The sequence below is a fragment of the Macrococcus equipercicus genome (assembly GCF_024205945.1).
GTDB lineage: Bacteria > Bacillota > Bacilli > Staphylococcales > Staphylococcaceae > Macrococcus > Macrococcus equipercicus.
Genome location: NZ_CP073809.1, coordinates 1,052,126 through 1,068,935, shown reverse-complemented (window position 1 = coordinate 1,068,935; position 16,810 = coordinate 1,052,126). Strand labels below are relative to the sequence as shown.

The window sequence follows — 16,810 nt, the reverse complement described above, 5'->3', positions numbered from 1 at the left end:
TCCTCCTATTTATTAAGTGCGCTATCGAGCGTTTTAATGTTTTGCTTCATTAACGACTGATACGTTGCATCTTTATCCTGATTAGTCAGTACGGCCATGTTGTGGAACTTCAACGGTTTGGCATTTGTATCATCTTTAATGATATCCGTGATTTTTGATGAAATATTCTGCTCGTATATGATGTAAGGTGTCTTTGAAGCTTTGATGTCATTGATCATATGAACAATTTCATTTTGTGAGGGTTCATCGTTATTCATGCCGGAGACGCCGACCTGGTTGAAGTGATAATGGTCCGCCAAATAGCCGAGTGAATCATGTGAGATATAGACGGTGTCTCTTTTCGGGTGCTTAGTAATGTCCTTCAGCTGGCTGTCGATTGATTGTAAATCCTTCTTGAGTGACTGATAGTTCTTCTCGTAATCTTTCTTGTGTGCCGGATCTTTAGCGATCAGTTCGTCTTTAATCTTACGGGCAAACGATTGGTCAAGTACTGGGTCCAGCCAGACATGAGGATCAAAGGTCGATTCATGTTCGTGTTCCTCATGTGCCTCATCATGATCATGCTTCAGCAGCTCGCTGCTCTTAATGTCAGCAGCTACCGCCAGCAGTTTCTTTTTGTCTTTTACCACCTTGGCCATTTTGCCGGCTATAGGGTCCAGCTCATCACCTGTGTAGACGAACAGGTCGCTTTTAGCGACTGCCAGTGTATCTTTCTGTGTCGGTTCGTATGTATGAACATCTATCCCGTTTGGATAAATACTTGTTACAGCAACGTGATTTCCGCCTATCTGCTCGATAAACGATTTTAAAGGAAATACTGTCGTGTATACCTGCATCTTCTCACTCTTAATGCTAGTCTGCTGATTACACCCTGCCAGAGTGAGCAGCAGTGCCGCCACTAAAAAAATAATGCGTTTCATTTGTCCATCTCCTAATCGTAATGATTTCGATATAAATCTTATAACGAACTCGGGATAAATGCAAGAACTTTTTGCAAATCGTCATAATTATTATTTACATAAAAAAACCAGCCGCCGAGGCGACTGGTTCAATCTGCTAGTTTTCAAGATCAACTGTAGCAATATCAATATTGAGAGCTGTAGCAATTCCTTGACCATAAGCAGGATCTGCTTTGTAGCAGTTTCTAATATGGCGGCGCTTGACTTCGTCGTTTACACCGTGCATAGCATTGGCTGTATTAATGAACAGTCGATGCTGCTCCTCAGTAGTCAATAAGTTGAACAGTTTGCCCGGCTGCTCGTAGTAGTTCGTATCGTCTTCACGGAAATCATGTTCATAGACACTTCCATTAAGCGGTAACGCCGGCTTTTTGAACTGCGGCTGCGACTGATGATGACCGTAGCTGTTTGGATAGTAGTTCGTATGAGCGCCTAAGTTACCATCTACACGCATCTGCCCGTCACGAGAGAACGGACAGAGGTTCGCCACTGCTTTTGGATAGTTGACGGGAATCTGCCAGTGGTTCACGCCGAGACGATAGCGCTGAGTGTCACCGTATGAGAACAAGCGGCCCTGCAGCATTTTATCAGGAGAGAAGTCAAGTCCTGGAATAATGTTAGTCGGTGCAAATGCAGCCTGTTCCACTTCCGCAAAGTAGTTTTCAGGATTACGGTTCAATTCGAACTCGCCTACTGGAATCAGCGGGTATTCATCTTTAAACCATACTTTCGTTAAATCGAACGCATTGTCTTTATGATTTTTCGCCTGTTCCTCAGTCATCACCTGGATGAACATTTTCCATTTCGGGAACTGACCTTGTTCAATCGCGTTGAACAGGTCACGCTGGCTGGATTCGCGGTCCGTGCTGATGATACGGTTGGCTTCTTCGTCCGTTAAGTTCTCAATGCCCTGCTGTGTTCTGAAGTGGAACTTCACCCAGACACGCTGACCCTGCGCATTATACATGCTGTACGTATGAGAACCGAAGCCGTGCATATGACGGAAACCGTTCGGAATACCACGGTCACTCATCAGGATTGTCACTTGATGCAATGCTTCAGGCAGACTTGTCCAGAAATCCCAGTTGGACTGTGGATTATGCATGTTAGTCTTTGGATCGCGTTTAACGACGTGGTTTAAGCTTGCGAATAACTTCGGATCTCTGAAGAAGAAGACCGGTGTATTGTTACCGACGAGATCCCAGTTACCTTCCTCTGTATAAAATTTAAGCGCGAAACCACGAATATCACGTTCAGCATCTGCTGCCCCGCGTTCTCCCGCTACTGTTGAGAAGCGTGCGAACATTTCTGTCTGCTTGCCGATCTCTGAGAAGATCTTCGCAGATGTATATTGAGTAATATCATGTGTCACTGTAAAAGTTCCGAATGCACCAGACCCCTTGGCATGCATACGACGCTCCGGAATCACTTCACGGTCAAAATGAGCCATCTGCTCGATGAAGAAGATATCCTGCATCACAACGGGTCCCCGTGGTCCTGCAGTCATTGTATTTTCACGGTCACTCACAGGTGCACCGAATAATCCTGTTAAATGCTGGTTATTGTTTTCAGTCAATGGTCATACCTCCAGAATAGTAAGTTTAAGTAATGGCTTTGTTTCTCGTTTCTTATTTATAATAATTATTATAACACACTTATTATAATCTGAACATTTTCTTTGTCAGACTTTTACCATTAATATTTAAATACTTTACTGCTTTAAAGGTTTTATGCACTAAAATTTTTTCTTGCCAAATCTTTCTGGCTCCCATACAATAAATATTAATACAGACAAAGGTTAGGTGAATCTATGGAAAACAACCAGATGGACAGAGATTTAAAAACAAGACACATATCGATGATCGCTATCGGCGGCTCTATCGGTACCGGCTTATTTATGGCGAGCGGCGCTATTATCAGTCAGGCTGGACCAGGCGGTGCCATCGCAGCGTACGCCCTGATCGGCATTATGGTCTACTTCCTGATGACAGCACTCGGGGAACTTGCAACATTTTATCCAGTATCCGGCTCTTTCAGTGCGTATGCCCGACGTTTCGTTGACCCTGCTGCAGGATTTATGGTCGGCTGGCTGTACTGGGTCATATGGGCGCTTGTGGCAAGTGTCGATATCATTACGGCTGCCAAAGTACTGTCCTACTGGCATGTCTTCGGCGGTATTCCTTCACTTGTATGGTGTCTTTTCTTCCTATTATTATTATTTCTACTTAATGCATTCTCAGTTAAGTCATTCGGGGAAGCTGAATACTGGTTCTCATTTGTCAAAGTAGCAACGATTATTATCTTCCTGATTATCGGCATGTTAATGATCTTCGGCATACTCGGAGACAAAGGGGCTGTCGGGCTTCAAAACTTCACAGCAGGCGATGCACCGTTTGTCAACGGCTTCCTTGGTCTGCTCGGCGTGCTGGTCGTCGCTGGATTCTCATTCGGCGGGACAGAAGTAGTCGCTGTCACAGCCGGTGAATCAGAGAACCCTGAAGAATCGATGCCGAAAGCCATCAAGCAGGTATTCTGGAGAATTCTGCTGTTCTATATCGGTTCTATCTTTGTAATCGCGGCACTGATCCCTTACACTGATCCGCGTCTGCTGAATGAGAACTCTGATGTGGCGATGAGTCCGTTCACAATCATCTTTGATAATCTCGGCATTCTATTTGCGGCGACGCTTATGAATACAGTTATATTAACAGCGGTATTATCGGCCGGCAACTCAGGATTATACGCGACAAGCCGTCTGCTCTACTCATTGAGCAATGAAGGACAGGCACCGAAATTCCTCGGTAAACTTAATCAACGCAACATGCCTTTTAATGCGCTGCTTGTCACAACGGCACTGATTATCGCGAGTATTATCTATGCTCATATTAACATGGGCGGCTATGGCAAGCTGCTGAATATGCTTGGAACGCTTGTCCTGCTCGTCTGGGGCATGAGCGTACTCAGTCACTACAGACTGCGCCGTGCCATTAAAGTACAGAACCGCAATGACGATGAGCTGTTATCTTATAAAGCACCGTTCTTCCCGCTAGGCGTCATCATCGTCGGTGTTACCATCATCTTCCTGCTTGTCGGGCAGTCATTTGCAGACATTTCGTCTCTTAACTGGGCGAAGTTGATTGATTCGTTCATACCGATTATCATCGCGATAGTTACATATTTCGGCTATAAACTCGTGAAAAAGACAAAGGTCATCAAACTGGAAGATATCGATTTATCTAAACATCAGCTGTAAAAACAGTCAGATGAGAGATTTGCATCCGCAAATCTCTTTTTTTTATGTATAATAAGAGTAATAAAACGGTTACAAGGAGGCAGACTCATGACTGCAGGACAGTTCAATATATTTGATGATGTGCTGAAAACTGATGAGAAGTTCGTCATTGTCGTCCAGGGGGTCTATAATCAGAACGGCAACCTGACCAAAAAAATACTGCGTGAATATCCAAGTCTGGATCAGCAGGCGATGCAGCGGTTATTCGTTCATCTGAAAGAAGTCTATTTACAGGAGCGGTTCGATAAAGATATGGCGTTCTATGACATCACCGTCTATACAAATGAGGATTATGCAGCGGACCATATTTATGCCCATACGAAAAGACATCGCCATCCAGGAGACCAGTGGACAGCGACGAGCAAGTAAATATGACTGACTAGAAAACCCCGTACAATGGTACGGGGTTTTGTTTTATATAATAGTGGCTTCTTTTTCAGTGATTAGTTCTACAATATGGTTATGTTCATCCATAACTGCGACTTTCGGTTTATGAAGCTGTGCTTCTTCGTTTGTCAGCTGGACATAGTTCATAATGATGACCACATCATCCACCTGGACGAGACGGGCTGCTGCGCCGTTCAGGCAGATGACCCCTGAACCGCGTTCGCCTGCGATGACGTAAGTCTCGAGTCTCGCCCCGTTGTTGTTATTGACGATCGCTACTTTTTCATCCGGCAGAATGTCTACCGCATCCAGTATATCCTGGTCAATCGTAATGCTGCCGACGTAGTTAAGATTCGCCTCTGTGACTCTTGCACGATGAATCTTTCCGTGCATCATTGTTCTAATCATTTTGTTCCCCCAATAATTATATTATCTATTAAGCGCGCTTTTGAGAACTTGACTGCAAGCGAAATAAAGCACCGGCCTTCAAGCGTATCGACTTTAATGAGTTCAGGATACTGATAAACTGCCGCTTCCTCCACTGTTCCTGATGAATAAGACGTAATGTAACGCGTGATTTCTTCTTCAATGACTGCAGTATCTCTCTCGCCGCCGTCAATCAAGTCTTTAGCGAGCTGCAGGCTGTTATAGAGCGCCACGGCTTCCAGTCGCTCCGCCTCTGTTAAATAAATATTTCGTGAGCTCTTGGCAAGGCCGTCAGCCTCGCGCACAATATCGATACCCCGAATTTCAATATCTTGATTAAAATCTTCTACCATCGCCTCTATGATTGCAAGCTGCTGGGCATCTTTTCTGCCGAAGTAAGCACGCGTCGGCTTAATGATATTGAACAGTTTATTGACGACTGTCACAACCCCGTCAAAATGGCCAGGACGTTTAGCACCTTCAAGTACTGAAGCAAGTCTGCCGACTGTGAGCGTGATGTCCTGTTTTGGATACATCTCTTCTGCAGACGGATGGAATAAATAATCGATGCCGATGCCTTTGACGAGTGCTTCGTCCTTATCGATATCACGCGGATAAGCGTCAAAGTCTTCATTCGGACCGAACTGCAGCGGATTGACGAAGACGCTGACAACGGTCACAGTGTTATCCTGCTTTGCCGCTTTCATCAACGTCGCATGGCCGTCATGGAGAGCACCCATCGTCGGCACAAAGCCTATCGACTCGCCTGCCTGCAAATGCTTATTGGCGATGGCTGTCATTTCTTTGATAGATGTAATACGTTTAGTCATGTGCTACCTCACCCATAATTTTCGCCTTATAAGTGAACTCATCCGTTGGAAACTGGCCGGCTTTCACTTCATTGTTATAGCTGCTCAGTGCTTCGATCCCTGCTGAGAAGTCACCGTATTGCTTCACAAACTTCGGCTTACGGTCTGTCGCGTAATTCAGAACGTCATGATAGACAAGCACCTGGCCGTCAGTATCACGTCCCGCGCCGATGCCGATCACCGGAATGCTCAGTTCGCCTGAAATATAGGCAGCAAGGTCGCTCGGCACTGCTTCCAGCACAAGCATGACAGCACCTGCCGCTTCAACGGCCTGTGCTTCAGCGATCAGCTGCTCTGCCGCTTCTTTTGTTTTAGCCTGGACGGCATAACCTGTGAGCCCGGCACTCTGCGGTGTCAGTCCTAAATGAGCGACAACCGGAATACCGAGGTTCGCGCACTGCTGAATAAATGCCGTCAAGTGCCCGCCTTCTGCTTTGACGGCATGAGCACCTGAGTCGCGGTATAGTCTGACGGCATTCATGAGGTCCACTTCTTCACTGATGCCGACGCTGCCGAACGGCATATCAATGATAGTGAATGTATCGGGGGCGCCGCGGCGCACCGCCTTTGTATGATGGATCATGTCTTCCATCGTCACGTAGACCGTGCTGTCATAGCCGAGCACAGTCATACCGAGGCTGTCACCGACTAAAATCATGTCAATGCCTGCTGCCTCCACCTGCTTAGCACTTGGATAGTCATAGGCAGTCATCATGGTCAGCTTGACGTGCTCACGCTTCATCTGCTGAAGATCTTTTAATAGTTTCATGGTTCCACTTCCTTGTTTAGCGATGAATACATTATAATAGACACATTGCACTGTGTATATAAATAAATTCCAAGGAGGCTATTATGACTCAATACGCCGTTATCGGACCCGGTGCTGTCGGCACTGTCATCGCCCATGAAATCAGCAAGGTGGCAGCAGTCAAACTGTTCGGCCGCCGCGAACAGCAGGTTGTGCTGAACAGCGGTTCGAATGACTATAAGATTAATGTCTCTTCCCTGCTGCTGAACAGTGATACATTCGATGTCATATTCGTCGCGGTCAAAGTGACGAAACTCGCGTCAATACTTCCTGCGCTTCAGGCGATGAGCCATGATAATACAGTCATCATTCTCTGTCAGAACGGCATGGGACAGCTTGACATGCTTCATGAGTTTAATGCGGTGCAGGCCGTCGTCTACATCAGTGGCCAGAAAACAGATGACTACGTCCGCCATTTCCAGGATAAGAAACTGATTCTTCCCGTTAATCAAGAGCTGCAGCGCATCAGTCAGCGGCTTGACGCGACTGAGCTCGAGCTCGTTGTATCCCCTGACTATGAAGCGGCCCTCTGGTTTAAACTGCTGGTCAACTTAGGCATCAATACGGTCACCGCCCTGACAAAAAACACGGCCCATGTACTAGAACTGCCTGAAGTTATGCAACTGACGGAACAGCTCTTACAGGAAGGGCTGAGAATCGCCCGGGCTGAAGGCCTCGATTTTACGGCGCAGACCGTCCAGGATATTATAGCCATCTATCGCAGTTATGCCGGTGATATGGGGACAAGCATGTACTACGATACACTTGCCGGCGTTCTCCTTGAATATGATTATATTCAAGGAGAACTGCAGCGCTTGGCCCGGAAACATCAGCTGACGACCCCGCTGCTTGATGTCTGCTGCACATTGCTTACAGGCTATCAGTATAAGCGGTAGGCCATAAATCATTTGAAGGCCACTTCCTGCCAACCAATGACAGTCAGAAAAAAAGAAGCAGCCGCAGCTACTTCTTTAATATATACTGTTCTAAAACGTCCGCAATACCATCACTGTTATGATCTTTAGTGATGAGATCTGCGGCTTTTTTTATAGCCTCATTGGCATTGCCCATAGCGACACCAAGTCCTGCATATTCAATCATGTCTTTGTCGTTGTTGCTGTCGCCGAAAGCCATGATTGCTTCACGGTCAATACCAAGCTCAGTCACCAGTTCACGCAGTGCCCGACCTTTCGACACGCCTTCAGCCATGAATTCAAGGAAGAACGGTTTGGATGTTGTGACATGTATATCATGGCCGTAGTGGCCACCGAGTTCCTGATTGGCCCGGCTAATGTTTTCTTCAAAATCCACACCCACCAGTTTTGGGACGTTGCTCTGCACAAAATCTTTCAGCGACGCCACCTGCTTCATCGGCAGGCCAGTCAGTTCATGCTCCACATCCATATAAGGATGTTCTCCTTCATAGACAATCGTCTCATCCACATAAGTCAGCACGAAAAATCCTTTTGACTTGCAGTAGTCATAGCATTTATCGAACTGGTCTTTCGTCAGTGCTGTCTCTTTGACCATCTTGAAATCACTCATGTCAAAAATACGGGCACCGTTATAGCTGAGTATATAAGACTGATGCTTATCAAGCTGCAGCTCTTCCGCTGTCTTCACCATGCCGTTTGTCGGCCGTCCTGAGGCAAGTATGACGCCGACGCCATGCTGCTGCACTTGAAGCAGCGCATTTTTCGTCCGTTCTGACATGACATTATCTGAAGTCATCAATGTGTCGTCCATATCCAGTACTACTAATCTGTAATCCATGTTTTCACTCCATCATTTATTAGTCACTTAACTCTACTTCAGCATAACAGACTGCACCTGCTGTGTCAGTGTTCACCCGTCTGACTTCACAATTCAGAAAGCGTTCACGCAGCTGCTGCTCAATATCAGCATCAGGCCTCGCCATGACAAACAAGGTTGGTCCTGCCCCGCTTAAAAAAGCATAGCCTTGACCATTCAGCATGTCATGCAATTCGGTATAATCTTTGATTAAATGCTTTCGGTAAGGTTCGTGCAGCAGATCCTGCATCATCATCTGTCCTGCAAGATCGTAGTTTCCCGTGCTGAGCGCCGCGACTAGAACATTGCTCACAGCACTCGCTCTCACTGCACTGCTGTATGTCAGTTCGAAAGGCAGGGCATTCCTTGCATCTGCCGTCTTCAGTTCATAGTCCGGTATGACAGCATACATGGGCCACGCTATAGGCGCTAACGCCTCATAATAGCATTGCCCGCCGTCATGACAGCCGACGACAAGGCCGCCGAGCAGTGACGGGACGACATTGTCCGGGTGTCCCTCTTCTGCTGATAACAGCTGGATCAGTTCATCTGTACTCAACTTCAGCTGACGTACATGATTGACAATCAGAAGACTTGCGATCAGCACTGTTCCTGAGCTGCCGAGCCCGCGTGCCAGCGGTATAGTCGAAGTCATGGTCACCGTCAGCTTAAAAGGTTCGACCTTTAACAGGCGGCAGAAATGATTGACCATGCGCGCTAAATAATGGGTATCATCAGCAGGCAGATCATGCAGCAGCTCTGACCGATGATTAAACTGCCAGTCGCGGCTGACCTCAGCTTCAATCTCAAGATAACTATCCAGCGCCATACCGATTGAATCAAAACCCGGTCCGAGGTTTGATGTGGAGGCCGGGACTTTCACCCGGATCATGATAATTTATCCTCGATATACTGGATGATGGCATCTTCATCATTTTTCAGTACTGCCGGTGCCTGCATGACTCTGTCGATTGCAGTCTGCGGGTCCTTCAGTCCATTCCCTGTCAAGATAGCGACGACTGTTTTTCCTGCTTCCAGTCTGCCTGCCCGGTGCAGCTTCAGCAGTCCGGCAATCGCAGCATTGCTCGCCGGTTCTGCAAACACTCCTTCTTTTGTCGTCATCAGCTCATATGCCGCTAGAATCTCTTCATCTGTCACGCTGTCGATCAGACCGTCTGATTCATCTCGCGCTGCAACTGCGAGCTGCCAGCTGGCCGGATTACCGATACGAATCGCTGTCGCAATCGTTTCCGGCTGGTCAACGACTGCATTGCTGACAATCGGTGCGGCACCAGCTGCCTGGAAACCAAGCATGCGCGGTAACGCTGTCCCTTTAACGTCGTTGAACTCCTTAAACCCTTTCCAGTAAGCTGAAATATTGCCTGCATTACCGACAGGAATGGACAGCATATCAGGCGCCTGTCCTAACTGGTCGATGATTTCAAACGCACCGGTCTTCTGTCCTTCAAGGCGGTAAGGATTCACTGAGTTGACGAGCGCTATCTTATCGCTCTTCTCCGCGACTTTACGGACGATATGAAGCGCCTCGTCAAAGTTTCCTTCTATAGATACGATGTCAGCGCCGTAGATCATCGCCTGTGCAAGTTTCCCCATCGCAATCTTACCTTCAGGAATGACTACGATCGTCTTCATTCCGGCACGTGCCGCATAGGCTGCCGCTGCGGCTGATGTATTGCCGGTAGATGCGCATATCACAATCTCTTTCCCGGCCTCTTTCGCTTTAGCAACAGCCATGACCATCCCTCTGTCTTTAAATGAGCCGGTCGGATTCAACCCCTCGAACTTGGCATATAGCTCCACATTCAGCTGGCCGGATAAATACGGAAGATGAATCAGCGGTGTGTTTCCTTCATTCAATGTCAGTCTGGGTGTCTGCTCAGTCACCGGTAAATAGTCTTTATATGCATCAATTAAACCTTTCCATCTCATCTTACACACCTTCTATTTCGTAGATTTTAACATCGTCAAGTGCCGCCACTTCATCAAACACAGCGGTCGACACGTTCAGCAGTTCTACAGCAGTCGTCTCACCAGTCGTGACAGTTCTGCCGGCAAATGTCTTTGTCACCGTCTCGTCACCGATAACAAGTAAGTGACGTGAACGGTCAAGCGCCTTGGTTTCAATCTCAAAGTGCGGCGGCAGCGTATGGAGCTTCGTATCGATGTATCTGATGACATGCAGCAGGTCACTGACGACCGCGCTGCCGGTTGCAAGGCTTCCCGCACCTCTGCCGTAATACATTGTATCTCCTACAGCACTGCCATCTATGTAAATCGCATTGTATTCATAGTCCACATGTGCTAGCTGATGATGGACCGGCAGGCACGTCGGCTTGACTGACGCTTCGACACGGTCGTTTTCAGCATATGCCTGGCCGATCAGTTTGATGGTATACCCGAGTTCACCGGCAAGCTTAATATCAGTGCTTGTGACATTTCTGATGCCTTCCACTGCACAGTCATCAAGTGTCATGAACTGATTGAATGCAAGATAGCTTGTAATCACGACTTTACGCTGTGCATCAATGCCGTCCACGTCAGCAGTCGGATCCGCTTCTGCATAGCCGAGTTCAGTCGCCGCAGCGAGCGCTTCTTCAAATGACTGCCCTTCAAGTGCCATCTTACTCAGAATAAAGTTGGATGTGCCGTTGAAAATACCCATGAAGTGTTTAATTCCATTGGCATTCAAGCCGTTATTAATGGCATTGACGATCGGGATGCCGCCGGCCACACTGGCTTCATATTTCAAGGATATCTCCCGTTCAGCGGCCAGTGTTTCAAGTTCCTCTAAATGTACCGCAAGCAGATCTTTGTTAGCTGTAATCACATGAACGCCGCTGGTCATCAGCTGCTTCAAATAATGATAAGTCGTGTCGATACCTCCCATTACCTCGATAGCAATATCAAGCGTATGATCATTTAAAATATCATTGATGTCATCCGTCAGATGATAACGTTCTGTATTGATTGCCCGGTCCTTATTAACATTCTTGACGAATATGTGTTTGACGGTGATACGTGCATCCATCGTCTTCTCGAGCTGTAGTTTGTTCTCTTCCAGAATGTTGACTACTCCAGTTCCAACCGTCCCTAATCCAAGCAATGCAATATTAATATCTTTCATGTGAGCGCTCCTAACGTTGTCTATTCTAAAAAAACATATGTCCTCTTGAAATGGAAACCTGATTATAGTATAACTTAAGGATATCAGATGTAAAGAAAAGAAAAAGGTGGTTTCACATGAAAATAGCGAAATTCGGCGGCTCATCCGTAGCAGACGCAGCACAGATCAAAAAAGTCCTTTCAATCTTCAATGCAGATGACGAGCGGCGTGTCATCGTTGTATCAGCACCCGGCAGACGCTATCAGGACGATACGAAATTGACTGACCTGTTGATTGAATTATATCACTTGGTCATCGGTCATGCTGACACGCAGCAGATCACCGACAAAATTAATACAGTGCTCGAACGCTTTCAATCCATCGAACAGGACCTGCCTCTTAAACAGTCACTCATTCCCCACTTCAAGGGAAAACTGGAACACCTTATTAAAGAAACTACTGAGCACGCACGGCTGCTTGACGCGCTGAAGTCATGTGGCGAAGACTTTAACGCCGAACTGATTGCAGCTTATAACACACAGCAAGGAATCGACACACTATACTATCATCCGCGGGATGCCGGTCTATTTGTCACCGATGAGCCAGGCAATGCGCGGGTGCTCGAGGAAAGCTACACTGCTATAAAAGATAGCTTGCCGCCGACTAAAAAAATCGTCATCCCCGGGTTTTTCGGCATCTCAAAGACAGGACATATCGTCACTTTTTCACGTGGGGGCTCTGACTTAACCGGAGCTGTCATCGCCCGGGCCCTCGATGCCGGCATTTATGAAAATTACACGGATGTCAGCGGCATCTTCAGCGCGAATCCCAATATCATACCGAACCCGAACCGTATTGAAGAAGTGACATATGACGAAATGCGGGAACTGTCTTACGCAGGCTTCAATGTCTTTCATGATGAAGCTATTGCACCGCTCTACTCAAAGGAAATACCGGTCGTCATCAAAAACACGAATAGACCGGAAGACCCAGGTACACTCATCGTCTCCAGCCGTCAGGCAGAAGGCGTTGTCGGCGTCAGCTGTGACAAAGGGTTCGCCAGTATCAATATAAAGAAGTATATGATGAACCGGGAGATCGGCTTCACCCGGAAACTGCTGTCCATACTGGAGGATCTCAATATTTCTTATGAGCATATCCCGTCAGGCATCGATAATGTCAGCATCATCTTAAGAGAGCACCAGCTGCACGGCAAAGAAGCGCTGTTGACCGAGCAAATACGGACAACATTGAACATCGATCAGCTCTCTACAGAGAAGAACCTCGCCATTCTGATGATTGTCGGCGAAGGAATGAAGACGGCTGTCGGAACCGCCAACAAAGCGACACAGGCCTTCATGGATCATCAAATTAACTTGAAGATGATCAACCAGGGGTCATCGGAGATTTCCATGATGTTCGGCATCGAGGAAAAAGATGCGGTTAAAGCTGTAAAAGCGGTGTATAACGCTTATTTCTAAAAAAACACGCCATTGCTGGCGTGTTTAAATTTTTAACGGCTGATTCACCAGCCATTCAATCTTCAGTTTATCCAAATCAAAATTAGCGAGCTTCTCGCGTTTCAAATAGCCTTCATTAAAATAATCAAGGAATATATCGGAACCGAACAGCTGATGATGGACATGATAGATTTCTTTGTCAGCCGCTTTCCTGCTGATCAGACTCAAGAAATTCGCTTTCTTTTCATCGGACCAGTTTTTAGTGTGATGCACATGAAAAATAATAATCGGCTCATCGGCCGGCAGCTCATCAATCACCTGTTCAAGCAGGACAAGCTCGTCCCCTTCGAGCATCGTCACAGGATGCTCAAGGAAAATCTGACGGGCTTTCAGCAAGTTTTTACGGCGTTTTGTTTCTTCTGGATAAAGGAGACTCAGCATCCAGTAGAACTCATCATCGTTCTCAATATGCGTCACCGATTCTGAAATGCCGTATTTCATATGCGGATGCTCAAGCGGCTTAAGCAGGGAGTGATTATAACCTTTCAGCTTCACCTTAATATTGATGTGCTCTGTATCACCGACCGACACGGCCTTGTTGAAGGTGTAGCCGTACCAGTCATAATTCAGCAGCAGCCCTGCTTTGGAGCCGACTTCAATAACGTTGAAACGACACGAGCTCACTTCTTTGACAATTCTATGGAACACCGGGACAAGGAGAGACGACCGTTCAACGATGTTCTTCTTCAAGTCGCCTGTAGTTGTCATCATGATGATCATATCCCGATGACGCTGAACAAACGATTTGAATAGACCGTAAGCGTCGTCGTCAAAAGGCTTAACAAAATCATTAAAGTTCATGTAATAATCGCGCAGCTCATCGTCATGATAATATAAACTATACAAAACACTGCTCATGAATAACGGGACAGCCTCAGGACCTGTCATCAATGGACTCAACAGCATCTTCAGCTCTTTATCGTCAGCCATTCTTTTTGAGATGTCACTATATAAAGGACTCTTCCTGTCAATCACTGAACTGTAGGACAACATCAAATTTCTATATTTAAAGGACATTTTATCGCTCCTTAAATGATTACAGTCATTGCTATTAAGACGCTAACTATACTATATATTGTGTAAGAAGCAAAGCCTTGTTACATAATCTTAACATTTCATCTCTTTTGTTAACACATCAAGTAAACTTTCTCCGGTCTCAGCTAAATCTTCAAAAAATATTTCAGCAGCCATCTCCATCGACGGCATCATTTCTTCCATTAAGGATAACCCGATTGAAGTCATGTAAACATTTTTTGCCCGTGTATCTGAGCGTGACTCGACGCGGCGAACAAGACGTCTCGACTCCAGATTACGGATGATTGTAGACAATGTCATGACATCTATACCGATCAGTTCACTTAAACCTGCCTGTGTGATTCTTTTGTTATCATTCTGTGATTCAACAAGACCGGATAAAACTCTGAATTGCGGGTAAGTAATATCATAGGCCTTTAAAAATTTACGCGCAGACTGCTGCCACAGCTGCTGAATCCTTAGTAATTCATTGGTTGCATTAAGATATTGATTCATCAAAAAATTCTCCTTATTAGCTATTAATACTTATATTATAAACACTTATTAATAATAGATAAAACCTTTATTTATTAAGTTTTTAATACTTAACAAATGTAAGAGAGTAACAGCTATTTGTCAGCTGTTACTCTCACATTGTTTAATCGATGACTGCATTCTCTAAAATAGTAAAGTTTTTCTCATAAGCATTGATTTCAGCCTGCAGTCCATAAGGCAGAATAAATTTAGGTTCATTATGCCCGAAGCTTGCATTGTATAAAATAGGTTTGTGGTCACATTGACATTCTTTCATTATCAGCTGATAGACTTCTTTATACGCTTCATAAAAAACACCGTTCTGTGGTCTTCCGACGATGATGCCGTTGACTTTGTCCATGATTCCCATGACCGCAAAAGTTCTTAAATAGGATTCGAGCGTTTCAGCAGATATATATTCTTCACTGGTCTCCAGAAATAAAATAGCACCTTCAAAATGATGCAGTTCCGGGAATAACGAAGTACCACGAAGGTCAGACAATGATTCAATACAGCCGCCTATGAGATGTCCTTGTACTATGCCTTGACCACTAATCACTTCATAGCTATTGTTTGGCAGCTGCCTCCGAGCAGTGAACTGATTCTCCGGTGTCCACTTTAAACCTACTTCTCGTACAGTGGACGACGTCATGATCTCTCCTATCACTTTGCTAGAAAACCATGTCTGATGAATGCTCGCTACCGTGTAATCATCCATTGCGATATTCTCAGCAAAATCTGTCAGCAGCGCAGGTCCATAGCTTGAAGAGACACCGCTTAAATAGAACATCAAATGTCCAATTGTGCTGTCTGAATAGCCCGTAAAAATCTTAGGATTCGTTTTAATCGTTTCGAAGTCAATATAAGGCAGCAGCCGTATAGATTCATTGCCGCCGATAGCACAAATTATCGCTTTTACTGCCGGGTCTTTAAGTGCATTATGCAGATCTTCCGCCCGCTTCTCCGGATGGTGGTAAATATAATCAGTCCCCTTCAGTGCATGAGGCATCACCTTCACCTGCAGGCCAAATACTTCTTCGAGCCGTTTAATCCCCTGTTCTGTCCTCCAAAGAAATGCATCTTCTCCTGCCATCCCGCTCGACAAAGAGACGATCGCTACAGTATCTCCGCGCTTAAGTTTCTGTGGTTTAATCATCTCATTCCTCCTTTGTTATTCCTGCTGTTAGAAATTGTCTGACGTCTGACCAAGGGAAATCATCTTCCCATAAGACGTAGTGACCGCCTTCGACCGCTATTGTTTTAATTGGCGCCTTGTATGTATTCACTGTTGTGACAGCCTGCTCCGTCCGTTTCTTCTCTTTGTCATTCACATCCTTAAATGTACCGTATATAAGAAGCGTCTCTACTTTAATATGGTTAAGTAGCTGCGGCTGATTAACGTTGTAATAAGCGAACAGCAGATTTAACCCTTCAGCTGACAGCTCTGCATCAGTTTTTAGTGCTGCGGTAATATAAGGAGACGGCGTCAGCTTCATCCGCCTGCAGAAGTTTTCGACTTCCTGGCCGTTCACTTCTACTGCTGGTGCCGTAAAAATGGCAGCAGTCTTATTAGCAGCGGCCTTTTTATAAGAGAGACACCTAGATTGAGCAAAGGCAGCAGCAGCGCGAACTTGCCGAATTCAGCAAAAGGTATGTTCGGAAATTTTTTGTGGCCCTGATCAAGCAGAATTAAACGGTTCACTCTATCTGGATAATGCAAAGCGAACATGAGTGCCAGCGCTCCGCCTATAGAATGGCCGATAAGTGTCACGCATGCTATATCAGCTTCATCCAGAAAGCCTTTCAGCCAGTCCGCTACAGCTTGTGTGTTGATCCTGCCAGGAATACCTTCACTTGCTCCGTAGCCTGGTAAATCAAGTAAATACGTTTTAAAGCTATCTTTTAAATAATCAGCAATAATCAGTCCTTCATTACCTTTAAAACCACCTGCCGGCAAAAAGATGATAGGTTCTCCTTCTCCTATCGTTTCAACAGAATATTTCACCACATCACTCCTTTTATTATCTGAATATTTCTTCTTTTAAGTTTACAATAAATCCCCGGTATTTTAAATACCAGGGATCAA

Annotated in this window: 18 protein-coding genes; 4 read left to right on the top strand and 14 right to left on the bottom strand. The window is 45.8% G+C overall.

Annotated elements, in window-relative coordinates; all coding sequences use genetic code 11:
- Positions 1 to 5: 5 nt before the first annotated feature.
- Both KFV11_RS05465 and KFV11_RS05460 read right to left on the bottom strand, forming a co-directional pair.
- On the bottom strand, positions 6 to 920 hold the full coding sequence (locus tag KFV11_RS05465) for a metal ABC transporter solute-binding protein, Zn/Mn family (RefSeq protein WP_149458778.1): 915 nt from the start codon (positions 918 to 920) through the stop codon (positions 6 to 8).
- Positions 921 to 1,056: 136 nt separating this feature from the next.
- Complete coding sequence (locus tag KFV11_RS05460; protein ID WP_302054856.1) at positions 1,057 to 2,535, bottom strand: catalase; 1,479 nt, start codon at positions 2,533 to 2,535, stop codon at positions 1,057 to 1,059.
- 234 nt (positions 2,536 to 2,769) lie between these two features.
- Between KFV11_RS05460 and KFV11_RS05455 the strand changes: the two genes are divergently transcribed.
- Complete coding sequence (locus KFV11_RS05455; protein ID WP_254250572.1) at positions 2,770 to 4,212, top strand: amino acid permease; 1,443 nt, start codon at positions 2,770 to 2,772, stop codon at positions 4,210 to 4,212.
- An 87-nt stretch (positions 4,213 to 4,299) separates the two neighbouring features.
- Positions 4,300 to 4,620, top strand: coding sequence for a hypothetical protein (locus KFV11_RS05450; RefSeq protein ID WP_149458781.1), 321 nt, complete (start codon positions 4,300 to 4,302; stop codon positions 4,618 to 4,620).
- Positions 4,621 to 4,665: 45 nt separating this feature from the next.
- Here the strand turns inward: KFV11_RS05450 and panD are convergent, their stop codons facing one another.
- From panD to panB, 3 genes are read right to left on the bottom strand one after another with little or no spacing between them, the layout of a single operon-like run.
- Positions 4,666 to 5,046: an aspartate 1-decarboxylase gene (panD, locus tag KFV11_RS05445; RefSeq protein WP_149458782.1), complete on the bottom strand. Its 381-nt coding sequence runs from the start codon at positions 5,044 to 5,046 to the stop codon at positions 4,666 to 4,668.
- Positions 5,043 to 5,894, bottom strand: coding sequence for a pantoate--beta-alanine ligase (gene panC, locus KFV11_RS05440; protein ID WP_149458783.1), 852 nt, complete (start codon positions 5,892 to 5,894; stop codon positions 5,043 to 5,045). The genes panD and panC overlap by 4 nt, the downstream gene beginning before the upstream one ends.
- Complete coding sequence (gene panB, locus KFV11_RS05435; RefSeq protein WP_149458784.1) at positions 5,887 to 6,702, bottom strand: 3-methyl-2-oxobutanoate hydroxymethyltransferase; 816 nt, start codon at positions 6,700 to 6,702, stop codon at positions 5,887 to 5,889. Before panB ends, panC begins: the two co-directional genes overlap by 8 nt.
- Before the next feature lie 83 nt (positions 6,703 to 6,785).
- On the opposite strand from panB, the gene KFV11_RS05430 reads away from it, so the two are divergent.
- The gene (locus tag KFV11_RS05430; RefSeq protein WP_254250571.1) at positions 6,786 to 7,637 is read left to right on the top strand and encodes an oxidoreductase; all 852 of its coding nucleotides are present in this window, start codon (positions 6,786 to 6,788) and stop codon (positions 7,635 to 7,637) included.
- Between the two features lie 67 nt (positions 7,638 to 7,704).
- Here KFV11_RS05430 and KFV11_RS05425 read toward each other — a convergent pair whose 3' ends face one another.
- From KFV11_RS05425 to KFV11_RS05410, 4 genes are read right to left on the bottom strand one after another with little or no spacing between them, the layout of a single operon-like run.
- On the bottom strand, positions 7,705 to 8,514 hold the full coding sequence (locus KFV11_RS05425; protein ID WP_254250570.1) for a Cof-type HAD-IIB family hydrolase: 810 nt from the start codon (positions 8,512 to 8,514) through the stop codon (positions 7,705 to 7,707).
- Between the two features lie 19 nt (positions 8,515 to 8,533).
- Positions 8,534 to 9,424 (bottom strand): homoserine kinase, encoded by an 891-nt coding sequence (gene thrB / locus KFV11_RS05420; RefSeq protein WP_254250569.1) that lies wholly within the window; start codon positions 9,422 to 9,424, stop codon positions 8,534 to 8,536.
- Complete coding sequence (thrC, locus tag KFV11_RS05415) at positions 9,421 to 10,482, bottom strand: threonine synthase (protein WP_254250568.1); 1,062 nt, start codon at positions 10,480 to 10,482, stop codon at positions 9,421 to 9,423. Before thrC ends, thrB begins: the two co-directional genes overlap by 4 nt.
- A 1-nt stretch (position 10,483) precedes the next feature.
- Complete coding sequence (locus KFV11_RS05410) at positions 10,484 to 11,677, bottom strand: homoserine dehydrogenase (protein WP_254250567.1); 1,194 nt, start codon at positions 11,675 to 11,677, stop codon at positions 10,484 to 10,486.
- A 116-nt stretch (positions 11,678 to 11,793) separates the two neighbouring features.
- On the opposite strand from KFV11_RS05410, the gene KFV11_RS05405 reads away from it, so the two are divergent.
- Positions 11,794 to 13,137 carry an aspartate kinase gene (locus tag KFV11_RS05405; RefSeq protein WP_254250566.1) on the top strand — a complete coding sequence of 448 codons (1,344 nt, stop codon included), beginning with the start codon at positions 11,794 to 11,796 and terminating at the stop codon, positions 13,135 to 13,137.
- A gap of 24 nt (positions 13,138 to 13,161) precedes the next feature.
- On the opposite strand, the gene KFV11_RS05400 is transcribed toward KFV11_RS05405, so the two are convergent.
- The 5 genes from KFV11_RS05400 to KFV11_RS05380 form a co-directional block, all read right to left on the bottom strand.
- The gene (locus tag KFV11_RS05400) at positions 13,162 to 14,193 is read right to left on the bottom strand and encodes a DUF2332 family protein (protein WP_254250565.1); all 1,032 of its coding nucleotides are present in this window, start codon (positions 14,191 to 14,193) and stop codon (positions 13,162 to 13,164) included.
- A 90-nt stretch (positions 14,194 to 14,283) separates the two neighbouring features.
- Positions 14,284 to 14,706, bottom strand: a complete 423-nt coding sequence (locus KFV11_RS05395; protein ID WP_149458792.1) for a MarR family winged helix-turn-helix transcriptional regulator — start codon at positions 14,704 to 14,706, stop codon at positions 14,284 to 14,286.
- A gap of 142 nt (positions 14,707 to 14,848) precedes the next feature.
- Positions 14,849 to 15,880, bottom strand: a complete 1,032-nt coding sequence (locus KFV11_RS05390; RefSeq protein ID WP_149458793.1) for a S66 family peptidase — start codon at positions 15,878 to 15,880, stop codon at positions 14,849 to 14,851.
- A 1-nt stretch (position 15,881) separates the two neighbouring features.
- Positions 15,882 to 16,256, bottom strand: coding sequence for a hypothetical protein (locus KFV11_RS05385; RefSeq protein WP_254250564.1), 375 nt, complete (start codon positions 16,254 to 16,256; stop codon positions 15,882 to 15,884).
- 2 nt (positions 16,257 to 16,258) lie between these two features.
- Positions 16,259 to 16,729: an alpha/beta fold hydrolase gene (locus KFV11_RS05380; RefSeq protein ID WP_254250563.1), complete on the bottom strand. Its 471-nt coding sequence runs from the start codon at positions 16,727 to 16,729 to the stop codon at positions 16,259 to 16,261.
- Between the last annotated feature and the right edge of the window lie 81 nt (positions 16,730 to 16,810).